Annotated in this window: 17 protein-coding genes; 12 read left to right on the forward strand and 5 right to left on the reverse strand. The window is 60.5% G+C overall.

Features of this window, described 5'->3' with window-relative positions; genetic code table 11:
• Positions 1-83: 83 nt before the first annotated feature.
• The 5 genes from KUV45_RS18025 (at position 84) to KUV45_RS18045 (ending at position 7311) form a co-directional block, all read left to right on the forward strand.
• On the forward strand, positions 84-1031 hold the full coding sequence (locus KUV45_RS18025) for a LysR family transcriptional regulator (RefSeq protein ID WP_224852180.1): 948 nt from the start codon (positions 84-86) through the stop codon (positions 1029-1031).
• 212 nt (positions 1032-1243) lie between these two features.
• Positions 1244-1741, forward strand: a complete 498-nt coding sequence (locus KUV45_RS18030; RefSeq protein WP_222164339.1) for a hypothetical protein — start codon at positions 1244-1246, stop codon at positions 1739-1741.
• 24 nt (positions 1742-1765) lie between these two features.
• On the forward strand, positions 1766-4243 hold the full coding sequence (locus KUV45_RS18035; protein WP_222164340.1) for an ATP-binding protein: 2478 nt from the start codon (positions 1766-1768) through the stop codon (positions 4241-4243).
• A gap of 293 nt (positions 4244-4536) precedes the next feature.
• Positions 4537-5067 (forward strand): molybdopterin-dependent oxidoreductase, encoded by a 531-nt coding sequence (locus KUV45_RS18040; RefSeq protein WP_224852182.1) that lies wholly within the window; start codon positions 4537-4539, stop codon positions 5065-5067.
• 6 nt (positions 5068-5073) lie between these two features.
• On the forward strand, positions 5074-7311 hold the full coding sequence (locus KUV45_RS18045) for an ATP-binding protein (protein WP_222164341.1): 2238 nt from the start codon (positions 5074-5076) through the stop codon (positions 7309-7311).
• Positions 7312-7419: 108 nt separating this feature from the next.
• Here KUV45_RS18045 and KUV45_RS18050 read toward each other — a convergent pair whose 3' ends face one another.
• A complete protein-coding gene (locus tag KUV45_RS18050) occupies positions 7420-8688 on the reverse strand; it encodes a threonine ammonia-lyase (RefSeq protein ID WP_222164342.1) in 1269 nt (422 codons plus the stop codon).
• Between the two features lie 292 nt (positions 8689-8980).
• Complete coding sequence (locus KUV45_RS18055) at positions 8981-9667, reverse strand: gamma-glutamylcyclotransferase (RefSeq protein ID WP_224852184.1); 687 nt, start codon at positions 9665-9667, stop codon at positions 8981-8983.
• 268 nt (positions 9668-9935) lie between these two features.
• Here KUV45_RS18055 and KUV45_RS18060 point away from each other — a divergent pair, with 268 nt between their 5' ends.
• Entirely contained in the window at positions 9936-10376 is a 441-nt protein-coding gene (locus KUV45_RS18060; protein WP_222164343.1) for a YtoQ family protein, read from the forward strand.
• A gap of 146 nt (positions 10377-10522) precedes the next feature.
• Here the strand turns inward: KUV45_RS18060 and trxA are convergent, their stop codons facing one another.
• Positions 10523-10846 (reverse strand): thioredoxin, encoded by a 324-nt coding sequence (trxA, locus tag KUV45_RS18065; protein ID WP_206944838.1) that lies wholly within the window; start codon positions 10844-10846, stop codon positions 10523-10525.
• Positions 10847-11211: 365 nt separating this feature from the next.
• On the opposite strand from trxA, the gene cysB reads away from it, so the two are divergent.
• Positions 11212-12183: an HTH-type transcriptional regulator CysB gene (gene cysB / locus KUV45_RS18070; protein WP_206944837.1), complete on the forward strand. Its 972-nt coding sequence runs from the start codon at positions 11212-11214 to the stop codon at positions 12181-12183.
• Between the two features lie 91 nt (positions 12184-12274).
• Here the strand turns inward: cysB and KUV45_RS18075 are convergent, their stop codons facing one another.
• Together KUV45_RS18075 and pabB are read right to left on the reverse strand one after the other, a co-directional pair.
• Positions 12275-13018, reverse strand: coding sequence for a phosphoadenylyl-sulfate reductase (locus KUV45_RS18075; protein ID WP_206944836.1), 744 nt, complete (start codon positions 13016-13018; stop codon positions 12275-12277).
• Between the two features lie 134 nt (positions 13019-13152).
• Complete coding sequence (gene pabB / locus KUV45_RS18080; protein ID WP_222164344.1) at positions 13153-14523, reverse strand: aminodeoxychorismate synthase component I; 1371 nt, start codon at positions 14521-14523, stop codon at positions 13153-13155.
• A 220-nt stretch (positions 14524-14743) separates the two neighbouring features.
• Between pabB and KUV45_RS18085 the strand changes: the two genes are divergently transcribed.
• The 5 genes from KUV45_RS18085 to prpF all read left to right on the forward strand — a co-directional run bounded on the left by KUV45_RS18085 (position 14744) and on the right by prpF (position 21546).
• Entirely contained in the window at positions 14744-15481 is a 738-nt protein-coding gene (locus KUV45_RS18085; RefSeq protein WP_206944834.1) for a GntR family transcriptional regulator, read from the forward strand.
• A gap of 38 nt (positions 15482-15519) precedes the next feature.
• Complete coding sequence (gene prpB / locus KUV45_RS18090) at positions 15520-16413, forward strand: methylisocitrate lyase (RefSeq protein WP_206944833.1); 894 nt, start codon at positions 15520-15522, stop codon at positions 16411-16413.
• Between the two features lie 103 nt (positions 16414-16516).
• A complete protein-coding gene (prpC, locus tag KUV45_RS18095) occupies positions 16517-17644 on the forward strand; it encodes a 2-methylcitrate synthase (RefSeq protein ID WP_222164345.1) in 1128 nt (375 codons plus the stop codon).
• 111 nt (positions 17645-17755) lie between these two features.
• Positions 17756-20347 (forward strand): Fe/S-dependent 2-methylisocitrate dehydratase AcnD, encoded by a 2592-nt coding sequence (gene acnD / locus KUV45_RS18100; RefSeq protein WP_222164346.1) that lies wholly within the window; start codon positions 17756-17758, stop codon positions 20345-20347.
• Positions 20348-20349: 2 nt separating this feature from the next.
• Entirely contained in the window at positions 20350-21546 is a 1197-nt protein-coding gene (prpF, locus tag KUV45_RS18105; protein ID WP_222164347.1) for a 2-methylaconitate cis-trans isomerase PrpF, read from the forward strand.
• Positions 21547-22106 lie beyond the last annotated feature (560 nt).

Below are 22106 nucleotides of genomic sequence, written 5' to 3' on the forward strand. Positions count from 1 at the left end.
GCTGACGGGCACCTGAAAAATCGATATCGTTGCACTAATCTGTGAGAAAAAGTCACATATTTGGCCGTGGGCGGAGGGGCATCATGACAGATCAGGCACGCCGGGGAGCGCCCGTCACCTTGGCAGGGGACAGGCTGCCGTCAATGCGAGCGCTGAGGGCTCTGGAGGCGGTAGCGGAACTGGGCAGCGTGTCCCGGGCCGCGACCGCGTTGCACCTTACCCACGGGGCCGTGAGCCGCCAGATCAAGGGCCTTGAGCAGCAGCTGGGTGTGCACCTGCTGGAAAGAGAGGGCAGAGGAGTGCGCCTGACCGACGCGGGTCAGGAGCTGGCCGATGCCATCGGCTTTCATCTAGGAGCGCTAGCCAGAGTGTGCAGTGACGTGTCGCAGCGGGGACAGGGGCGCCCCTTTGTGCTGAACTGTCCTGGCTCATTTCTGGCGCGCTGGTTTATCCCGCGCCTGGCGGCGCTGAAGACGGCGCTTCCGACGTTGGAACTGCACCTGAGTGCCAGTGAAGAAGGGGAGGGTGTACCGCCAGGAGCGGACGGTGTGCTGCGGTTCCAGCGCCTGCCCGATAGCCTCGACGAGCGTGCGCTTATTCGAGTGCTGGGGAAGGAGCGTATCGGCCCCGTCCACAGCCCGCACTATCAGATCGCGTCCACTCGAGGGGAGGACCGGCGGCAGCCGCAAGAACTCCTGGGGCACCCTTTACTGCATACTCGCTCGCGGCCGTCAGCCTGGAGTGACTGGTGTTGTCAGCAGGGGTTGAGCGTTGAGGGCCTCTCCATGGGACAGGGCTTCGAGCATCTTACCTACATGCTCGAGGCGACACTGGTGGGGCTGGGCGTGGGCATCTCCCCGGACTATCTGGTGGAAGACGACGTGCGTGCTGGGCGTTTGCTTGCTCCCTGGGGGTTTGTGACCACGGAGGCCTGTCTGACCCTGCATTTGGCCTCCGGGGCGCACGGCCCGCGTCATCCTCATGCCAATGATCTGGCGGATTGGTTGGCGGCTGAACTTGGCCGATCATAAGGCGCCGCTGGAGCCATGGCAGAGGGCAAAAGTGGGCATGTCGTCGGGCCGTAAAGCACTGGTAGGTGGCATGGGAGACCTTGCGTTTCATCACGTGACGAATTGTGTCCTATGATTTACTATTTTAACATTCGGTACGGCTGAATCAGCATACAAGCGAAGACGATAAGCCGGAAACGCCTCCGAGTATCGAACTCGGCAAAGGGGGAAATGTGCGATATCGTTGGCATCTTGCGGTTCTTGGGCTGACCTTGGTGTCTTCCCTGGCGATGGCGCTTGAGCCGCCTGCTGGCAAACCCTTGCTGAAGGTATCCGGCGATATTGGTATTACCAACGTGGGTGATCAGGCATGGTTTGATCGCGATATGCTGCTTGCGCTGGATCAAGGGCAAATCAGCACCCATCTTCCCTGGTACGACGGAGCATCGGTCTACGACGGTCCACTGCTGATGGCCTTGCTGGAGGCAGTAGACGCTCGCGGCATGGAACTGCGGGTCGCGGCACTGAATGATTTTGCGGCGACCATTCCCGTGGAAGACGCGAGGGATTTCGGCATTGTCTTGGCGATGTCTCGCGATGGCAATGCGCTCGAGGTCCGCCATCAAGGCCCTCTGTTCGTCATCTATCCCTTTGATGAGCGGCCCCATCTCTATAACGCGGTATACCTGACGCGCTCGGTCTGGCAAGTGGAGTCCATCGATGTGCGTTGACGTCTGGCGGCCAAGGGCCCAGTCATGCTGAGCTTGCCCTATCGCTCGCGGGTAGCCGCGACGGCCACCGTAATGTTCTTCGTGGCCGCGTTGGTCGCGGGCGGTTTGACCTTTGATCGTCAGCAGGAACTTCAGCACCGAATCCTGGATACCGTCACCTGGAATCTCTATCAATTCGACCGCATGGTGCGAGAGATGCGCATCCTGGTGGCCGAAGCGCCGGCTGATGCCATAGATGAGCTGGCGCTGGATTTCGAGATTCTGCAGGGGCGCAATGACCTGTTACGACAAGGGCAAACCCGCGCCTTCCTGCATCAGACCCAGGCCTCTCAAGCGCTCTATCTGCAGAGTGAGCAGCTGATTGATGAGCTGGATGTGCGGGTGGGTGATCTCGTGGCCGGGGCGCCGCTGGATAAAGCGGCAAGAACGTCACTGCGTCAGACACTGACGCAGCTGCAGTCTTCAAGTCTCGACATGTTGCTGCAGCATAAGGCGAGCGTGGCTGAGATCCGCACCCGTGACACGCAGTCGTTACTGCGCCTCTATGGCGTGGTGCTGGCCTGTATCGTGTTGATCATGGGGGCTGGCACCGTACTTGTTCTGGCTCTGATGCGTGAAGGGCGTGCGCATACGCTCAAGGCCGAGCTGCTTCAGGCGCAGTCTCGCGCATTGAAGGATGCGGTGGAAAGAGCCGAGAGCGCCAGTCGCGCCAAGACCGACTTTATGGCGATCATGAGTCACGAGATGCGCACACCGTTGAGTGGCGTCATGGGTATGGCTGACCTGCTGCGGGACGAATCCCTGAGTGAACAGGGCAAGCGCCACATCGAAGGGCTCGAGGCCAGTGCGACCGGGCTGAAAAGCGTCATCAACGATGTGCTTGATTTCACTCGTCTGGAAAGCGGGCGCATCGACGTGGAGCAAGAACCCTTTGCCCTGCGGGGGATGCTCGAGCAGGCGACGCTTGGATATCGTTCGCGCCATCAGAGCGACGTACAGTTCTTGATGCGACTGGCCCCTGACCTGCCGGATTGGGTGCTTGGCGATCTGCATCGGCTGCGCCAGGTCTTGCAGAACCTGCTCAACAATGCGTTCAAGTTCACGCGCCAGGGCTTCGTGATGCTGCGCGTCAGCCGCGCTCAGGATGAGAGAATTTCGTTTGTGGTCTATGACACGGGATGCGGCATCTCAAAGCAGGATGTGGACCGCGTCTTCGAGCCCTTCGAGCAATCTGACTCGGTCATGGCCCGACGCCACGATGGGGCCGGCCTGGGACTACCCATCGCCCGTAATCTGGTTCGCGCCATGGGCGGAGACCTCAAGCTGGACAGCCAGTTGGGTAGTGGTTCCCGCTTCTGGTTTGAGCTGCCTTTACCTGCCTGCGACGAAGTGGCACTGAAAGACGAGCCCTCCGTTAGCTCTGCGGCAGATGCCTTGGCACCGCATCATGTCCTGGTGGTGGATGACAATCCCCTGAATAGCGAGCTGGTGGCCAGCATGCTGGCCCGGCTGGGGCAGTCCTGCGAGCGGGCCGCCAATGGCGAGGAAGCCCTGCTGGTCTTGGCAGAACGCGAGTTTGATCTGGTCTTGATGGATTTGCAGATGCCGGTAATGGACGGCTGGGAGACGACCCGGCGGTGGCGTGACAAGGAACGCTCTGGGCGTGGTGTTGATGGCGATGAGGACTACCGCCTGCCGATCATTGCGGTGACGGCCAACGTGCTGCCTGAGCATCGCAGGGCGAGCCTGGAGGCGGGCATGGACGACTTGATCGGCAAGCCCTTCACGCGCCACGACCTTGCCTGCGTGCTGGAGCGCTATCCTTCACGGGTCTACCCCTCCCTGGACGGCAAGGGCATTGTCCAACAGGGTGTTGTTCACAAGCCCGCTGATGGCTCGTTCAATAACCCCGCTGATGGCTCTCTCCACAGCCCCGCTGATGGCTCTCTCCACAGCCCCGCTGATGGCTCTCTCCACAGCCCCGCTGATGGCTCTCTCCACAGCCCCGCTGATGGCTCTCTCCACAGCCCCGCTGATGGCTCTCTCCACAGCCCCGCTGATGGCTCTCTCCACAGCCCCGCTGATGGCTCTCTCCACAGCCCCGCTGATGGCTCTCTCCACAGCCCCGCTGATGGCTCTGCCAACCGTCCAGCAGTGATCGCCTCAACCACCCTTCAGGAGTTGCGTTCGATGGTCTCCGCGGATGCTTTGGAGCGCATGGTGCGTGGCTATCTCGCGCGCTTTCCGGCCCGCATTGCGCGTATGTCTCAAGCCCGTGAGGAAGGTGACCTGTCGGTGCTGGTGTCCGAGGCCAGCGAGTTACAGCATGCATCCCGTACCCTGGGGTGTCTTGCCGTGGCCGAGGTTGCGCAGCGACTTCTGGACTGCGTTGGGGAGCAGCGGCTGGAGGCGGTCGCGTCCTTGATCCGCGAGCTAGAAGAGATGGGTACCCAGACAGGCCTGGCCTGGCGACACGCAGGAGTGTTCGACAGCTTGCGCTAGACACGTTCGGCCGCGTGTTTGACTGACTGATGCCCACGGCACTGCTTTCACTGTTTTGCACCGTTGTTGCTCCGTCTGCGGCTGGCGCAGGGCTCTGCGATTGGCTCAGGGCTGTGTGACGGGTTCGCGGTCTGCGAATCTCTTTGCCGATCAGGACGACGAAAGCCTGTCCGTGGCCGGTTGTGGTGCGCTCAGGGTTGACCCAGAGTTTCCCTTGAGGCAGCACTGGCAGTAGCATATCGCTGATACGGCAAAGTTTCGTAGGGAAACCCGGTGTTCAGCGGAGACATACTATGCAGCGGCAGCAGGGATGGTGCAGCAAAGCAGTACTGACATGGCGACTCATACCTCTGGTGATGTTGCTGCTGGTGACAGTCCCCGCGCTGGCTCTGGAGTCTCCACAGGAGCGTGTCATTCTCACGCTGTCGGGTCAGCTTACGTCTCCCAATGTCGACGAAGAAGCCCATTTCGATGCTCGCATGCTGGAGTCCTTACCCCAGCACGATGTGACGACAGGCAATCCCTGGATAGATGGTCAGTCGCGGTTCTCCGGACCTCTGCTGCGCGATGTGCTCGCTGCTGCTGGTGCCGAAGGCAGTGAGCTGCGTGTGATTGCGATCAAGGATTACGAGTCGTTGATTCCGGCAGAAGATGCCGAGCAGCATGACGTGATTCTGGCCATGCGCCGAGATGGCGAGCCCATGCGGATTCGCGACAAGGGCCCGTTGTTCGTTGTGTACCCCTTCGATGATGAGCCTGAGCTCAAGACCAATATCTATTTCAGCCGTTCCGTCTGGCAAGTCGCTCGAATCGAGGTGCGCTGATTGGTCATGCCACAGCTTCTGCGCATCAAGGCGCCCGCCGTAGCCGCCATCGTCTTCATCGTTGCCGTGGTGATCACGGGCGGCTTGATCTATGACCGCAGTAACGCGCTTCACCATCGCGATATCGATACGGTCACCTGGACGCTCTACCAATACGATCGTGCGCTGAGGGACCTGCGGCTGGCGCTGTGGCAGCGGGGCGACACCGAGGTGGAGGAGACCCTGCTTGAGTTCGAGCTGCTCTACGGACGCTTCGTCTTCCTGCTCGAAGGTCAGGCGGCGAATTTTCTGGCTGATCATGCGGCGGCAGGCGACCTGATCAGCGAGATAGAGGGCATCATGCAGTCCTTGGACGATCGCTTTGTCGCGATCGCCGACGGCCAGGTCGCCTACGACGAGCCCTTGAGGCGCACCCTGAACAACCGCCTGGCCGAAGCTCAGGAGCTGAGTCGCCGGCTGATGCTGCAGCATGGCAGAGTGTCCGCCGAAGAACGTAGCAGCGACATGCAGGTGCTTGGGCAGCTGTACGTGGCGATGCTGGTCGCTGTTCTGCTATCCCTGTTGGCCGGTGGTGTACTGATCTGGGCACTGGTCAAGGAGGCTCGCCAGCATCGGCAGAAGACGCAGTTGCTGGAAGCCCAGTCTGAAGCGTTGCGCGAAGCCTACCATCGCATGGAGGTGGCAAACCGTGCGAAGTCCGACTTCATGGCAATCATGAGTCATGAGATCCGCACGCCCCTCAACGGAGTGCTGGGCATGGCGGACTTGCTGCACGATGAAGCACTCAGTGAGCAGGGGCGTCGGCAAATCGAAGGGTTGCGGGACAGTGCTGCTGGGCTGCGATCAGTCATTAACGATGTACTGGACTATACCCGCATCGAGGCAGGTCATCTGGCCGTCGAGCGCCAGCCCTTCCACCTGACCAGAATGCTCGACCAGTTAGCCACGGGATATCAAACCCAGAGCAGTAGCGGTGTCCAGTTTCTTATGCGGGCGGCCCCGAAGCTTCCGGCCTGGGTGGACGGAGACGTGCACCGGCTTCGCCAGGTGTTGATGAACTTGCTCAACAATGCCTTCAAGTTCACCGAGAGTGGCTTCGTCATGCTGAGGGTTGCTGACAAGGGCGATGACGTGCTGACCTTCATGGTCTACGACACCGGCTGCGGGATCGCCGAGGAAGATCAGCAACGTATCTTCGAGCCCTTTGCGCAGACCGACTCCGCATTGTCACGGCGCCACGAAGGGGCGGGCTTGGGCTTGGCCATCTGCTCTCAGCTGGTGGCGGCCATGGGCGGAGAGCTCAAGGTGGAAAGCCAGCCTGGGTCAGGCAGCCGTTTCTGGTTCGATCTCAGCCTGCCGGTGGTAGAGGGTGTGGAAGAGGTGGCTGGCTCTACCTCCCAGCAGGCCCTTTCCTGTCGTCACATCCTGGTGGTTGAGGACAATGCTCTGAATCGGGAGCTGGTGGCAGCAATGTTGACGCGGCTGGGCCAGACCTGCGAGCTGGTGGGCAATGGTCAGCAAGCGTTGGAAGTGCTGATGCAGCGTGATTTTGACCTGGTGCTGATGGACATGCAGATGCCGGTGATGGATGGGTTGGAGACGACCCGTCGCTGGCGCGCCCACGAGCAGTCTCAGGCTGAGCAGGGGCGTCGGGTCCGGCGGCTGCCGGTCATTGCGGTCACCGCCAACGTGATGCCTGAGCACCATCGTGCCTGCCTGGATGCGGGGATGGATGATGTCATCGGAAAGCCATTCTCCCGAAGAGAGCTGGCCGAGATGCTGCGTCAGTACGGTCAGCCAGACAGCGCTGACGCCGATGCTGCTGAAGCGGCAGGCGGTGAGGCTCTTACGCCGACGGTCGTGGCCCCGATGCTGGAAACCCAGATCAGCGTGGACGAGACCTTGCTGTCGGGCGATGCCGTAGAGGAGCTGCGTCAGGTGCTCTCACCGCAGGCCCTCAGTCGCATGATCGCCAGCTATCTGCAGCGCTTTCCAGGCCGGCTGGGAGAGATGCGTGACGCACTGGCGCAGCGTGACCACGGGCAGCTGGCGCAGCTGGCCCACGATATCAAGGGGATCTCTGCCTCGCTGGGATGTCAGGCGGTCGAGGCTCAGGCTGCCCGTGTCGAACAGCTGGCACAGGCGGGGCAGGTCACCGAACTGGCTGTCCAGCTCGACGTGCTGGCCCAGCTGGGGCCCGCGACAGGCAATGCACTGCGCTCCGCGGGGCTGTTGCGAGAGTGATGCTGGCAGAGGGATGTTAGGGGTGCCCCAGTGGCGATTCATCTGGCGATTCAACTTGCTATGCCACTGGAGCCATGCGAGTGACTCAGCACTCGCAGTGCTGCGTGCTCAGCGCTGGGAGGTATCCTTTGGCTCGCCAGCGCTGGCGTAGCGTTCATCGGGGTGGACTTCGTTGGCGGGCATCACCGGGTCGTAGCCTTCGCGGCGAAGCGCTGCCAGGACGTCGCGGGTGTGCTCACTGCCGAGGGTTTCCAGGGTGGCCTCCACTTCTGTCGCTCGCAGGGAAAGGTCGGTAAAGGTGCGCTGGTGGGTGATGCTGATGACATTGGCGCGCTGCTCAGCCAGCAGCTGCGTGAGCTCCGACAAGGAACCCGGGACATCCGATATGCCGACCCGCACGCGCACGATCCTGCCGGACCTGACCAGTCCTCGTTGAATCACAGACGATAGCGCCTGCATGTCGATATTGCCGCCGCACAGTACCAGTCCTACCTTGCGACCACGGAAACGCTCGGGTTGGCTCAGCACCGCGGCAAGTCCTGCGGCACCAGCGCCCTCTGCCACCGTCTTCTCGATTTCCAGCAGCATCAGGATGGCGCGCTCGATATCCGCTTCATCGACCAGCAGGATGTCACCGACGTGCTGTCGGATCAGCTCCCGCGTGATCTGGCCGGGCTGCTTCACCGCAATGCCTTCTGCAATGGTGGCACGCCCGCAGTGAATCGGCTCGCCGGCCAGGGCCTGCTGCATGGCAGGGAATCGTGCGGTCTGCACGCCAAGAAGATCGATGGAGGGGTTAAGTCCCTTGGCCGCGACGGCGTTGCCTGCCATAAGCCCACCACCGCCGATGGGGATGACCAGCGCCTCGAGCGACGGCTCGTCCTCCAGCATTTCGAGTGCGATAGTGCCCTGGCCTGAAATCACCTTCTCATCGTCGTAGGGATGGACGAAGACGTAGTCATGTTCGGCGGCCAGGCGCGCCGCGTAGGCACCTGCCTCGTCAACGCCATCTCCCTGCAGATGGACCTCGGCCCCCAGAGCACGGGTATTGCTGACCTTCAGGTTTGGGGTGTGACGCGGCATGACGATGACGGCGTGGATGCCCAGCCGCGAAGCGTGATAAGCCACGGCCTGAGCATGATTGCCGGCTGACATGGCGATGACGCCACGTTTGCGCTCCGCTTCGGTCAGGGCGAGCAGGTGGTTGAGCGCACCGCGTTCCTTGAAGGCAGCGGTGAACTGGTGATTCTCGAACTTGATATACAGCTCGCAACCGGTCAGTCGCGACAGGGTGGCAGAGTGCAGCAACGGGGTGCGCACGATGTGGCTACCAATGGCGTCAGCGGCGTGTCTGACGTCTTCAAGAGTGACGCTCATCTGGGATCTCCAGCGAGTAAAGGGCAGAAGCGGCCTGTCGGCTGACAGGGCTCGGGCTGCTGTAAAGCGCATTGTCGATCAGATCACCGCGAGGGGTCCATGCGGTCAAGGCACGGTGTACTGCCAACGATCATCGAAAGAAGCCATGTAAGACAGCTCATGTAAGACAGGTCATCGAAGACAGTTCAGCGGCATCCGATCAGCGATAACAGGTCAAGGCCTACGCTTCGAGAGCAGTTTTTCGAGAACGGTTTTCGGAGAACGAATTGCTGAGAACAGGGCAGGGCGGCGCTCACTCAAGATAAGACGACTGAGGGGCCGCCTGGCGCATTCGCTGGCGTAACAGCTGTGCCAGTTGGAAGACGTGGGCATCGTCGCCGCCAAGACCGTTCAGCGCATCCGCGAGGTTCAGCAGATAATCGCTGTTGGGGCCGCTGGGTCCGTGGGATCGGGCGATCTGCTGGACGATGTGATCGACCGGTGCATCACCAAGGTATGCCGGGTTGTCACTACTGGCGATATACACCAAGCCCGTTGCTGTCTGAGGTGTGGCCGAGACCTGGTGCTGGTTCCGGGGCTGATCGCCATTCGTCCCATGGTCGACGAAGTGCAGGGTGACACTGGCTCGCAGATAGCCATTCTTCTCGCGCAAATCCAGTGGGCTGAGCGCTTCGGGGCCGATCAGGTAGGCCATGCCCAGGCATGATGCGCCTTCCTCACGCACTAGGGTGGCGACCCTCCCGGGCGCGTCTGGTGTCCCCCGATGATCGTGGGATCCTTGCCAGAAGCGTCGGCTGTAGCCATGAATGAGGGCGGGACGACGCTTGCGATAAGCGATGTCGGCCTTCCAGATGAGCGAACCGTAGCCAAACAGCCAGAAGGTGTCCTGGCTGGCGAAGTGGCCCTGACGACGATTGATCTCGCGCGTATCTGCCGAGGACATCGGTGCTGCGTTGTCAGTGGGGTCCGTGTCTTGCATCTAGGTTCCTTGTCGCCGTCTCTCATCGGTGCTGGCCATGAAGAAGGCAGTGTCAGCGGTCGGCACGTGGTTGTGTGGTTCAGACCACCAGGTATCATGGCTGAGCCAGAGGGCGCTCCATGTCCCGTCATCACCACCCGAATAAAATTAACAGCTGGCCGGCTCAGAGAGAAGAGGGGCCGCGCCGTGCTCGCGAGGCCTGCCTCGGATGAGGCGGTGAGTGTCCTTCTTGAAACAGCCGGTCTCACCCTACAAAGGAAACGATGCAATGAGCTTTACCGTCTACCTGTCTGGAGAGATACATACCGATTGGCGTGAAGAGATCAAGCAGGGCGCCCGGGAGGCGGGGCTCGACGTCGTCTTCACCCAGCCGGTGACCGACCATGATGCCAGTGATGCAGCTGGTGATATGCTCGGCGTGCCTGGGAATGGCTTTTGGCGGGACCATCAGTCATCGCGGGTCAATGCGATTCGCACCAGAACCCTGATCGGCGAGAGCGACCTGGTCATCGTACGCTTTGGTGACAAGTACAAGCAATGGAATGCGGCCTTCGACGCGGGGTACTGTGCGGCGCTTGGCAAACCCTATGTCACCCTGCACGCAGAAGAGATCGTGCACCCTCTCAAGGAGGTCGACGCTGACGCTCAGGCTTGGGCGACCACCACTGGTCAGGTGGTGGAGATCCTGCGCTACGTGCTGCGCAAGTAAGCGCGCGAGTGGCCTGGCAGCATGCCGGGATGAAGGCCTAAAAGCACCGAACCCGACGCCTGTTCACAGGCGTCGGGTTCGGTGTATCAGCACTGACTTGCCCTGCACAGGCGGTGTCGTGCCGGGCGCTCGTCAGGTCATGCTGCTCAGGCGTTCTGTTCGATGAACTGGGTCAGCTGAGACTTCGACTGAGCGCCCACCAAGGAAGCAACCTTGGCGCCTGACTTGAACAGCATGACGGTGGGCACACCGCGCACGCCCTGCTCGGCGGCGATCTCAGGGGCGTCGTCCACATTGATGCTGACCACCTTGAGGGCGCCGTCACGCTCTTCGGCGACTTCATCGACCACCGGTGCCATCACCTTGCACGGACCGCACCAGGGAGCCCAGAACTTCAGCAATACCGGGGAATCGGCCTGCAGAACTTCCTGCTCGAAGTTGGCATTGGTGACATCGACATTGTTAGCCATGTGTTTCTCCATATATGTTGCGCTTCATCGAGCGGAATGGGGGACATGTCCGCCATGTCCGGTGGCACGATGGTAGCGGTCGGCCAATACGCTGGCAAATATTGGGTCGATAGTTTCTTAGTCAGCTTACGAACCGCTGCAATCGATCTCATTATGCTATAAAGTAATCACCGCAGGGTTCTTTATGGCGCTTTGGCATGTGCCGGGCGGCGGTGGCCCCTCTTACGAACGAGTCCGTTGCCATGGCAACTATTGTACGTAAAAGGCATTTACGCCATGCCGAACATGGCTGATACCTCCATTGAGCGCCTTGCCGCATCTCTCTTGCACCAATCCGACGACTTCGGGCGAGGTAAGCTCCGGCCATGAAATTACAGCAGCTGCGCTACATCTGGGAGGTTTCCCGCCACAACCTCAATGTATCGGCGACCGCCCAGAGTCTGTTCACCTCCCAGCCAGGGATCTCGAAGCAGATCCGCCTGCTCGAGGACGAGCTGGGGGTGGAGATTTTCGCGCGCAGTGGCAAGCACCTTACCCGAGTCACCCCGGCTGGCGAAGCGATCATCGAGCTGGCCGGTCAGGTGCTGCGATTGACGGCCAATATCAAGGATGTGGCTCAGGAACATTCGGATGAGCGACGTGGAAGCCTGGCCATTGCCACTACGCACACCCAAGCCCGATATTGTCTGCCTCCCGTGATTCAGTCGTTCACTCAGCGATATCCTGACGTGGCCTTGCACATGCAGCAGGGGACGCCCAAGCAGATTGCTCAGATGGTGAGTGAAGGGCAGTCGGACTTTGCCATCGCCACCGAATCCCTTGAACTCTTCAATGATCTCGTGCTGTTGCCCTGCTACCGCTGGAATCGCTGTGTGCTGGTGCCGCGCGATCATCCGTTGGCGGGGGTAGAGCGACTGGGCCTGGATGAGCTGGCCGAACACCCCCTGGTGACCTACGTTTTTGGCTTTACCGGTCGGTCTCAGCTCGACGATGCCTTCAGGGCTCGGGGCCTGTCGCCCAATGTGGTGCTGACGGCCGCTGATGCCGATGTGATCAAGACCTATGTGCGGCTTGGACTCGGCGTAGGCATTGTGGCGCACATGGCGGTGGATGAAGAGCTGGATCATGATCTTGTGGCGCTGGATGCCAGTCATCTGTTCGACAGTTCCACCACCAAGATCGGCATTCGTCGAGGAACCTTCATGCGTGGCTACATGTATGACTTCCTGAAACAGTTTGCCGACCACCTTGATCGAGATCTGGTGGATGCGGCGCTGGCGGCAGGGCCCCGGCATGAGCACACCCTGTTCGAGGGTATCGAGCTGCCAGTACGCTGACGTAAGCAGCAGAAGCGTAGCCGCAGGACACCAAAAAGCGCCCCGAAGGGCGCTTTTTTTGATTCAGCTCGACGCTCGTGCCGGTGGATGCTTAATCCTTGGCGGCCACCGGGGGCAGGTTGAGGACGTGCAGACCGCACTCCTTGCCGCCCTGGTCTTCCCACCACCAGCGTCCTTCACGTTCGTGCTGCCCGGGAAGGATGGGCCTGGTGCAGGGCGCGCAACCAATGCTGACGTAGCCCTGCTCATGCAGACGGTTGTAAGGCACATCGAAGGAGCGGATGTAGTTCCAGACGTCTTCACTGGACCAGTGGGTCAATGGATTGATCTTGTACAGCGGTGATGACTCACTGCCGAAGGTGGTGTCGCGTTCAGCGATCTGCAGCTGGGAGCGGGTGCCTGGGCTTTGGTCGCGACGCTGCCCGGTGACCCAGACGGGGAGTCCGGCCAGGCGTTCACGCAATGGTGCTACCTTGCGAATGCCGCAGCACTGCTGGTGGCCATCCTGATAGAAGCTGAACAGGCCCTTCTCGCGAACCAGGTCCTGAACTGCCTGCTGATCAGGAAAGCGGATGTCTATCTCGATGGCGTAGTGCTCACGCACCCGCTCGATAAACTCGTAGGTTTCCGCATGCAGCCGTCCGGTATCCAGGCAGAAGACGTGCACCTTATCCTTGGGCGCCACCTTGAGGGCCAGGTCGATCAGGACCACGTCTTCGGCACCGGAGAAGGAGACTGTCAGCTGGCCGAAGGCCTCATAGGCGGCTTTCAGGATGTTCTTGGGCGTCGCCTGGTCATGTTCCAGGACGAAGGCATTGGGGTCAAAGGGCGTCACGGCGACCTCCAGTGTGTGTTTTGCCGCTACCCTACCAAAAGGCGCTAGTCCGGCCCCAATATCGATTGGTTCGGTTCTTATATAGCGTTTATCGATTAGCGATAAGGGTTCTTATTCCCATTGGTTTGGGCGGGTCAGTCCTGATGGCTGCTATCGCCCAGGGCTGACATCAGGTGGCGAATCTTGTCCCGGGTCTCAGTGTACTCAGCGTCTGCCTCGGAATCGGCCACTAGACCACCGCCTCCCCAGATATGCAGGTGCTTGTCATCGGCCACCACCGTGCGAATCGCGATGGACGTGTCCATATGGCCACGAACATCGACATAGCCGAGGCTGCCGCAGTAGGCACTGCGTCTGTCTGGCTCCAGTTCGTCGATGATCTGCATGGCGCGAATCTTGGGTGCCCCGGTGATGGATCCCCCAGGGAACGCTGCCTCCATCAGGGTCAGCGGTGGCGTGTGTGGCGGTAGCTTTCCACTCACGATGCTGACCAGGTGATGCACGTTGGCGTAGCTTTCCAGACCACACAGTTGGGGAACGTTCACACTGCCGGTTTCGCAGACTCGCCCCAGGTCATTGCGTAGCAGGTCCACGATCATGACGTTCTCGGCTTGGTCCTTGACGCTTTGCCGTAGTTCTTCAGCGAGGGCCAAGTCTTCGGCCGGCGACTGTCCACGAGGACGAGTGCCCTTGATGGGTCGTGCTTCCACGGTACCTTCCCGGCATTCGATAAAGCGCTCTGGAGACACCGACAGGAGACCTTGTTCAGCGTGACGGCCTTGCCACGACATGAATCCGGAAAAGGGCGTTGGGGTCGCCGCTCGAAGGCGCCGGTAGGCTCCCCATAGATCGCCCTGGTAGCGTGCCGAGTAGCGCTGGGCAAGATTGATCTGGTAGCAGTCTCCTGCCCGAATGTAGTGCTGAACACGCTCAAAGCGGTCGCGGTAGGACGCTTCGTCGAGGTTGGAGGTGAAGCGGGATGTCAGTGTGAAGTGACTGTCTTCGGCAGGCTCGAGCAGCCAGGCGAGGACCTGCTGACGTCGCGCCGCGTCGGCAACGAGATAGCTGCGTTGTTGCTCGTGGTCCTGAATCAAGGCCCAGTCGTAAAGGCCCAGTCGTGCCAGGGGAAGTCGGGTGCTTGCGCGTGCCGGGCCTTTGACTCCGGCGATAAGACGACCCAGGTCATAGCTCCAATAGCCGATCAAGCCTCCGAGAAAGGGCAGCTCGGAGACCAGGTCTGTCTTTGGCAATCGGTCCAGCAGGCGTTGCTGAGCGGCGAAGGGAGAGCCCGTCACAAGGTTGCCTTCCGCATCCCACGCCTTGCCCAGCGGGTCGATCTCCAGTTGATCGAGCGGATCACTGGTCAAGATATCGAACCTCCCGCCGGGAGCCTTAGGCCTGCCGCTGTCCAGCAGCACAGCACCAGGTCTCGAGCGGAGTGACTCGAAATAGCCGAGTGGCGTGGGCTGATAGGGCATTGGCGTGATGTCTAGCTGGGCGTTCATGCGGGGCCTCGGGTAGTGCAGGCTGCGTATTCTACGGCCAACGCAAACACTTGTCGTTGTTGCCGCGGGCGTTGCCTCAACGCTGCATTTGTCACCGTGCTGACACCTTGGGTTGTATTGTCTACAACCAATGGCTAAGGTTGTGGTCCTTACCGGGCATTGACCCAGTCTTTGGCCTGTCTTACATTCCTGTTATCCATTTATTGTCGACAATCAAGCCATGACCAGCGCTGAACACGAGATAGTGGTACCCCCCGAAGTCAGGACCCTGGCAGAGCGTGTTTTCCACCAGCTGCAGGACGCCATCGTCCGTGGTGAGCTGGCGCCTGGCAGCAAGATCACCGAGCCGGGCCTGTCGAAGGCCTATGGCATATCCCGTGGCCCACTGCGAGAAGCCATGCGCCGCCTTGAAGCGCACCGCTTGATCGAGCGCGTGCCCCACGTCGGGGCGCGGGTGGTCAAGCTGTCGATGAAAGAGCTGATGGAGCTTTTCGATGTACGCGAGGCGCTCGAGAGCATGGCGGCGAGAATCGCGGCCGAGCACATGACGGCCAGCGAGATAGCCGGGCTGAGAGAGGTCCTGGCCGTGCACGAGAAGCAGGCGGACCTGGCCAGCGGTGAAGCCTATTACCAGCGCGAGGGCGATCTGGATTTTCACTACCGCATCGTGCTCGGTAGCCACAATCGGATGCTCATGGCGTTGCTGTGTGATGACCTCTACTACCTGGTGCGCATGTATCGCACTCAGTTCAGTGCCAGCGGTGCCAGACCGCAGAAGGCGTTTGTCGAACACCACCGTATCGTCGACGCCATTGAGGCAGGGGACGCCGAGCTTGCCGAGCTGCTGATGCGACGCCATGTCAGCGCTTCCCGCGAGAACGTCATGGCCCGCTATGCCGCCTCTCTCGAAGGCCGTGACGAGCCCGATGTGGTCATCGGTGCTGACCTCGGTAGCTGATGGCCTATTTTTCGACCCCACCATGATTGGAGACTTGCATGACATCCCCTAGCTCAATGACGCCGGGCGCTCGCTTCCGCGCAGCCCTTGCCGCCCATACGCCGTTACCCATCGTCGGCACCATCAATGCCTACACCGCGATGCTGGCCGAACGTGCAGGCCACCAGGCGATTTACCTGTCTGGCGGGGGGGTTGCCAATGCGTCCTTCGGTCTGCCTGATCTGGGCATGACCACCATGAATGATGTGGTGGAAGATGCCCACCGCATCTGCGGTGCCAGTGACCTGCCACTGCTGGTGGATATCGATACTGGCTGGGGTGGGGCCTTCAACATCGCGCGCACGGTCAAGGAAATGCAGCGTGCAGGCGTGGCGGCCGTGCATCTGGAAGACCAGGTGGCGCAGAAGCGCTGTGGCCACCGTCCCAACAAGGCCATCGTCTCCCAGCAGGAGATGGTGGATCGCGTCAAGGCGGCGGCGGACGCCCGCATCGATCCGGATTTCTACTTGATCGCGCGTACCGATGCCTTTCAGAAAGAGGGGCTGGATGCTGCCATCGAGCGCGCCAATGCGTGCATCGAGGCTGGCGCTGACGCCATCTTCGCTGAAGCCGTGCATACCCTGGATGACTACCGCGCGTTTTGTGCTCGGGTTGATGCACCGATTCTCGCCAATATCACAGAGTTCGGAGCGACCCCGCTGTTCAGTCAGCAGGAGTTGGCCGAAGTGGGCTGTCGTCTGGTCCTGTATCCGCTTTCAGCCTTCAGGGCGATGAACGCAGCAGCGCTTCAGGTGTATCAGAGTATTCAAAGCAACGGTCACCAGCGCGATGTGGTGGACATGATGCAGACCCGTGAAGAGCTCTACGACGTGCTGGGCTACCACGAGTTCGAACGCAAGCTGGATGCGCTGTTCGCCGAGGGCAAGGACTGACATCACATCGGCTCGCCAGATGATGCGGTGACGCGCTTTCGCGCTCAATCACGCTTAATCATTTTTTATAACAACGTCCAACGATGACATAAGGAGCTACGCCATGGCTGACAAACCGATCGGAGGCGCTGGGTTGCGCGGGCAAAGTGCTGGTGCCACGGCATTGTGCACGGTGGGACAGAGTGGGTCGGGGCTGACCTATCGCGGCTATGATATCAAGGAGCTGGCAGACAAGGCCCGCTTCGAGGAGGTCGCCTACCTGCTGTTGAAGGGAAAGCTGCCCAACCAGCGTGAACTTGACGACTACATTGCCAAGCTCAAGAGCTTGCGAGGTCTGCCCGATGCCTTGAAGACCGTACTGGAGCAGATCCCGGCGGATGCCCACCCCATGGACGTCATGCGTACCGGCGCATCGATGCTCGGCAATCTCGAGACGGAAGCCGATTTCGGCCAGCAGCAGGATGTCGCCGACCGTCTGCTGGCGGCGCTGCCATCCATCATCTGCTACTGGTACCGCTTCAGCCACGATGGAGTGCGTATCGAGACCGAGACAGACGATGCGTCCATCGGCGGTCACTTTCTGCACTTGCTGCGCGATGCGCCCGCGTCAGAGCTGCATGCCAGAGTGATGAACGTCTCGCTGATCCTTTACGCAGAGCACGAGTTCAACGCCTCCACCTTTACTGCGCGGGTCTGTGCCTCGACCTTGTCCGACATGCACTCCTGCGTGACCGGGGCGATTGGTTCGTTGCGCGGCCCCTTGCATGGCGGTGCCAACGAGGCAGCCATGGCGATGATCGAGAACTGGCGGAGCCCGGAAGAGGCCGAGCAGGAAATCCTCGGCATGCTGGAGCGCAAGGAAAAGATCATGGGGTTCGGCCACGCCATCTACCGCGAGTCCGATCCCCGCAATGCCATCATCAAGCAGTGGTCCAAGAAGCTCTCGGAGGACGTGGGCGACAGCTTCCTGTATCCGGTGTCGGAGCGGGTTGAAGCGGTCATGTGGCGTGAGAAGAAGCTGTTCTGCAACGCCGATTTTTTCCATGCCAGCGCCTACCACTTCATGGACATTCCGACCAAGCTGTTTACACCGATCTTTGTGTGCTCGCGGGTGACCGGCTGGTGCGCTCACGTGTTTGAACAGCGTGACAATAACCGCATCATTCGTCCCAGCGCCGACTACACCGGGCCTGCACACTCTGACTGGGTGCCGATCGAGCAGCGCGATTGACGCAACACTCGCATATCGGCCAGCAGCGGCAGGCACTCTGCCTGCCGCTTCTTCTAACAACATGTGTCATCGAGCCGCATTCGATGGTGCAAGCGACCGTGAACTCCTGCCATGAATACCGATTTCCGAAAGCCGCTCCCCGGCACTGAGCTGGACTACTTTGACACCCGGGAAGCGGTGAATGCCATCGCCGACGGCGCCTATGAGCGTTTGCCTTACACCTCCCGAGTGCTGGCGGAAAACCTGGTCAGGCGCTGTCCTCCCGAGGATCTCAGGGCATCTCTGTCACAGCTCATCGAACGCAAGCGGGATCTGGACTTCCCCTGGTTCCCGGCACGTGTCGTGTGTCATGACATCCTGGGACAGACTGCCCTGGTCGACCTGGCAGGGTTGCGCGACGCCATCGCCGAAAAGGGCGGTGACCCGGCTAAGGTCAACCCTGTGGTGCCGACCCAACTGATCGTCGATCACTCGCTGGCGGTGGAGCATCCGGGGTTCGAGGAGGGCGCCTTCGAAAAGAATCGCGCTGTCGAGGATCGGCGCAACGAGGACCGCTTCCACTTTATCAACTGGACCCGTGAGGCCTTCGAGAATGTCGACGTCATTCCTCCGGGCAACGGCATCATGCACCAGATCAATCTGGAGAAGATGTCGCCGGTGATTCAGGCGCGGGAGGGCGTTGCCTTCCCGGATACGCTGGTCGGCACCGACAGTCATACGCCCCATGTAGACGCACTGGGCGTCATTGCCGTCGGTGTGGGCGGCCTGGAGGCCGAGAGCGTGATGCTGGGTCGAGCCTCTTACATGCGTCTACCGGATATCGTCGGGGTAGAGCTTAGCGGCAAGCCACAGCCGGGTATCACGGCGACAGACATTGTGCTGGCCCTGACTGAATACCTGCGATCGGAGCGGGTGGTATCAAGCTATCTGGAGTTTTTCGGTGAAGGCGCCGCGCATCTGACCTTGGGTGACCGGGCCACTATCTCCAACATGACACCGGAGTATGGTGCCACCGCGGCCATGTTCTACATCGATGACCAGACGCTGGACTATCTGAGGTTGACCGGACGGGAGCCTGAACAGGTCGCCCTGGTCGAAACCTATGCCAAGGAAGCGGGGCTGTGGGCGGACAGTCTGGTCGATGCCCAGTACGAACGCGTGCTGCACTTCGACCTGTCCACGGTCGAGCGCACTCTTGCCGGTCCTTCGAGTCCCCATAACCGGGTATCCACCCGTGAGCTGGAAGCGCGGGGGATTGTGGCGCCCTATGAAGAGACGCCTGGCCAAATGCCGGATGGGGCGGTCATCATTGCCGCCATCACGAGCTGTACCAACACCTCGAACCCACGCAACGTGATCGCGGCGGGTCTGCTCGCCAAGCGCGCCAATGAGCTGGGCCTGACGCGCAAGCCTTGGGTCAAGACATCGCTGGCGCCTGGGTCCAAGGCTGTACAGCTCTATCTGGAAGAATCCAGCCTGCTGAGTGAGCTGGAGCAGCTTGGTTTCGGCATCGTCGGCTTTGCCTGTACCACCTGCAACGGCATGAGCGGTGCACTGGATCCCGAGATTCAGCGAGAAGTGGTCGAGCGTGACCTGTACGCAACGGCCGTGCTGTCAGGCAATCGTAACTTCGATGGCAGGATACATCCCTATGCCAAGCAGGCATTCCTTGCCTCGCCGCCTCTTGTGGTCGCCTACGCCATCGCGGGCAGTGTGCGCTTTGATATTGAAAAAGGCGTGCTGGGTCATGACTCCGAGGGCAACCCCATCACCTTGAAGGAGCTGTGGCCAGCGGATGAAGAGATCGACGCGATCATTGCCGAGAGCGTCAAGCCGGAACACTTTCGCGATGTCTACATTCCGATGTTCGACACCACGTTTGACAGGTCCAAGGAGATCAGCCCGCTGTATGACTGGCGTGAGATGAGTACCTACATTCGCCGTCCTCCTTATTGGGAAGGCGCGCTGGCAGCCGAGCGGTCCCTGACGGGGCTGAGGGCGCTTGCAGTACTGGGTGACAACATCACGACCGATCACCTGTCGCCGTCAAACGCCATCCTGCCGACCAGTGCCGCTGGCGAATACCTCGCCAAGATGGGCTTGCCGGAAGAAGACTTCAACTCCTATGCGACCCATCGAGGAGACCATCTCACCGCCCAGCGCGCGACCTTTGCCAACCCCAAGCTGGTAAACGAGATGGCGGTGGTAGACGGTGAGGTCAAGCAGGGATCGCTGACTCGGCTCGAGCCTGAAGGTGAGGTGATGCGGATGTGGGAAGCGATCGAGACCTACATGTCGAGAAAGCAGCCGCTGATCGTGATTGCTGGCGCCGACTATGGGCAGGGGTCCTCTCGAGACTGGGCAGCCAAAGGGGTGAGGCTGGCCGGCGTCGAGGTGATCGTGGCAGAAGGGTTCGAGCGTATTCACCGTACCAACTTGATCGGCATGGGAGTGCTCCCCCTGGAGTTCCTGCCGGGAACGACGCGCAAGACGCTGGGAATCGATGGCAGCGAGACCTTTGATGTCAGCGGTGATATCCAGCCCGGTGCCCGCTTGACGCTCAAGATTCAGCGAGGGAATGGAGAGGTCGAGGACGTTGCTGTCACCTGCCGCATCGATACCTTTGAAGAGCTGTCGATCTACAGTGCTGGCGGTGTCTTGCAGCGGTTTGCTCAGGATTTTCTTGAGTCGGAGGTAGCGTGACCATGGCGAACCTGCCGCAGCTTCGTATTCCCGCTGTTTACATGCGTGGTGGTACCAGCAAAGGAACGTTTTTCCGCCAGGACGACCTTCCTGAATCTGCACGTCGCCCTGGGCCAAGCCGAGACGCTTTGTTGATGCGGGTGGTGGGTAGCCCGGATCCCTACGGCAAGCACACTGATGGCATGGGGGGCGCCACCTCAAGCACCAGCAAGGTTGTCATCGTCAGTACCAGCGAATCACCAGATCATGACGTCGACTACCTGTTCGGCCAGGTGTCCATCGACAAGCCGTTCGTCGACTGGAGCGGCAATTGTGGCAACCTTTCGTCAGCCGTCGGCCCCTTCGCCATCGAGAGTGGAATGATTGCGCCCGAGCGCATTCCCCATGATGGTGAGGTCGAGGTGCGAATCTGGCAGGCCAATATTGGCAAGACGATCGTCTCCCGTGTGCCGGTGTGCAACGGCCGGGTGCAGGAAACCGGCGAGTTCGTGCTGGACGGCGTCGCCTTTCCCGCCGCTGAGATTCACCTCGCCTTCAAGGATCCCGCCGATGGGGAGGGCAGCATGTTTCCCACGGGGCACGTCGTCGACGAGCTCAGCGTGCCTGACGATATCGTGGCCGGAGGGAGGATCGACGCTACCCTGATCAACGCAGGCATCCCGACGATCTTTGTCGATGCCGCGGATCTCGGTTACCGGGGAGACGAGCTCCAGGAAGACATCAATGAGGATCCTGCTGCGCTAGCCCGGCTTGAAGCGTTGCGTGCGCATGGTGCGCTCAAGATGGGGCTTATCAACCGGCTAGAGGACGCGGCGAATCGGCAGCACACGCCTAAGCTTGCGTTCGTTGCCCCTCCCAGGAGCTACGCGGCGTCCAGCGGTAAGTCGATAGAGGCCGGCGATATCGACCTTCTGGTCAGGGCGATGTCGATGGGTAAACTGCACCACGCCATGATGGGAACCGCTGCCGTCGCTATTGGTGTGGCTGCCGCCGTGCCTGGCACCTTGGTCAATCGCGCTGCCGGAGGCGGCAATGAGCGAGCCTCGGTTGTCTTTGGTCATCCCTCCGGCACGCTGCGGGTAGGGGCAGGCGTCATGCAGCAGGAGAATGAGTGGGTCGCCGAGGAGGCCACCATGAGTCGTAGCGCACGCATCCTGATGGAAGGTCTGGTGCGCGTGCCTCAGGACCGCATCGAGTAGGTTGTAGCGGCTAGTTTTCGCCTGCGTTCAGCCATCGTGAAGAAGGCTCGGACAGCGCCTGACATTTTTTAAAAAAATCCCTTGCCAAGCCGGTAGTAGATCCGTAAAGTACGCATCCGCTGCCGGCGACGAGCAAACGTCACAGGCGGTAAAGAGTGGTAAAAGTAGTTGATTTGAAAAGGCTTTTTAAGCTTCTCGGAAAAATCACTGCTTGACGAGCAACGAGAAATCGGTAAAATGCTAGCCACTTGATCGGAGTCGCCGACAGGGCATCGAAGGATGCGCTGAGGCACGCTTCGCTCTCTTTTGAAGTCTGTGAGCATCGCTTGCAGGACGCAAAAGAAAGCGCTTGACGAAACGCTTCGATTCTGTAGAATGCGCCTTCCTCGCAGGGTGCTGAGCAAAGCGCTCGGCAATAGCGAGGCGCTCATTGAACTCACTAGAGTCAAGAGCACGCTCTTTAAAAATTGATCAGGTAATTCATGTGGGCGCTTGCCGATGAGTCAGTGACAATGTCACTGAAATATCAAGGCAAGCGACTCGTCAAACGAGACGTTTGA

This window comes from Halomonas sp. DP3Y7-2 (assembly GCF_019800795.1).
GTDB lineage: Bacteria > Pseudomonadota > Gammaproteobacteria > Pseudomonadales > Halomonadaceae > Halomonas > Halomonas litopenaei_A.

Excerpts from the sequence above, each read along its gene's own strand:
- pabB (WP_222164344.1), bottom strand. The coding sequence starts at position 14,523 with ATGAACGCCCAGCTAGACATCACGCCAATGCCCTATCAGCCCACGCCA.
- KUV45_RS18025 (WP_224852180.1), top strand. The coding sequence starts at position 84 with ATGACAGATCAGGCACGCCGGGGAGCGCCCGTCACCTTGGCAGGGGAC.
- prpB (WP_206944833.1), top strand. The coding sequence starts at position 15,520 with ATGACATCCCCTAGCTCAATGACGCCGGGCGCTCGCTTCCGCGCAGCC.
- trxA (WP_206944838.1), bottom strand. The coding sequence starts at position 10,846 with ATGGCTAACAATGTCGATGTCACCAATGCCAACTTCGAGCAGGAAGTT.
- KUV45_RS18050 (WP_222164342.1), bottom strand. The coding sequence starts at position 8,688 with ATGAGCGTCACTCTTGAAGACGTCAGACACGCCGCTGACGCCATTGGT.
- KUV45_RS18055 (WP_224852184.1), bottom strand. The coding sequence starts at position 9,667 with ATGCAAGACACGGACCCCACTGACAACGCAGCACCGATGTCCTCGGCA.
- KUV45_RS18045 (WP_222164341.1), top strand. The coding sequence starts at position 5,074 with ATGCCACAGCTTCTGCGCATCAAGGCGCCCGCCGTAGCCGCCATCGTC.
- KUV45_RS18085 (WP_206944834.1), top strand. The coding sequence starts at position 14,744 with ATGACCAGCGCTGAACACGAGATAGTGGTACCCCCCGAAGTCAGGACC.
- prpF (WP_222164347.1), top strand. The coding sequence starts at position 20,350 with ATGGCGAACCTGCCGCAGCTTCGTATTCCCGCTGTTTACATGCGTGGT.
- acnD (WP_222164346.1), top strand. The coding sequence starts at position 17,756 with ATGAATACCGATTTCCGAAAGCCGCTCCCCGGCACTGAGCTGGACTAC.
- KUV45_RS18060 (WP_222164343.1), top strand. The coding sequence starts at position 9,936 with ATGAGCTTTACCGTCTACCTGTCTGGAGAGATACATACCGATTGGCGT.
- cysB (WP_206944837.1), top strand. The coding sequence starts at position 11,212 with ATGAAATTACAGCAGCTGCGCTACATCTGGGAGGTTTCCCGCCACAAC.
- prpC (WP_222164345.1), top strand. The coding sequence starts at position 16,517 with ATGGCTGACAAACCGATCGGAGGCGCTGGGTTGCGCGGGCAAAGTGCT.
- KUV45_RS18040 (WP_224852182.1), top strand. The coding sequence starts at position 4,537 with ATGCAGCGGCAGCAGGGATGGTGCAGCAAAGCAGTACTGACATGGCGA.
- KUV45_RS18035 (WP_222164340.1), top strand. The coding sequence starts at position 1,766 with ATGCTGAGCTTGCCCTATCGCTCGCGGGTAGCCGCGACGGCCACCGTA.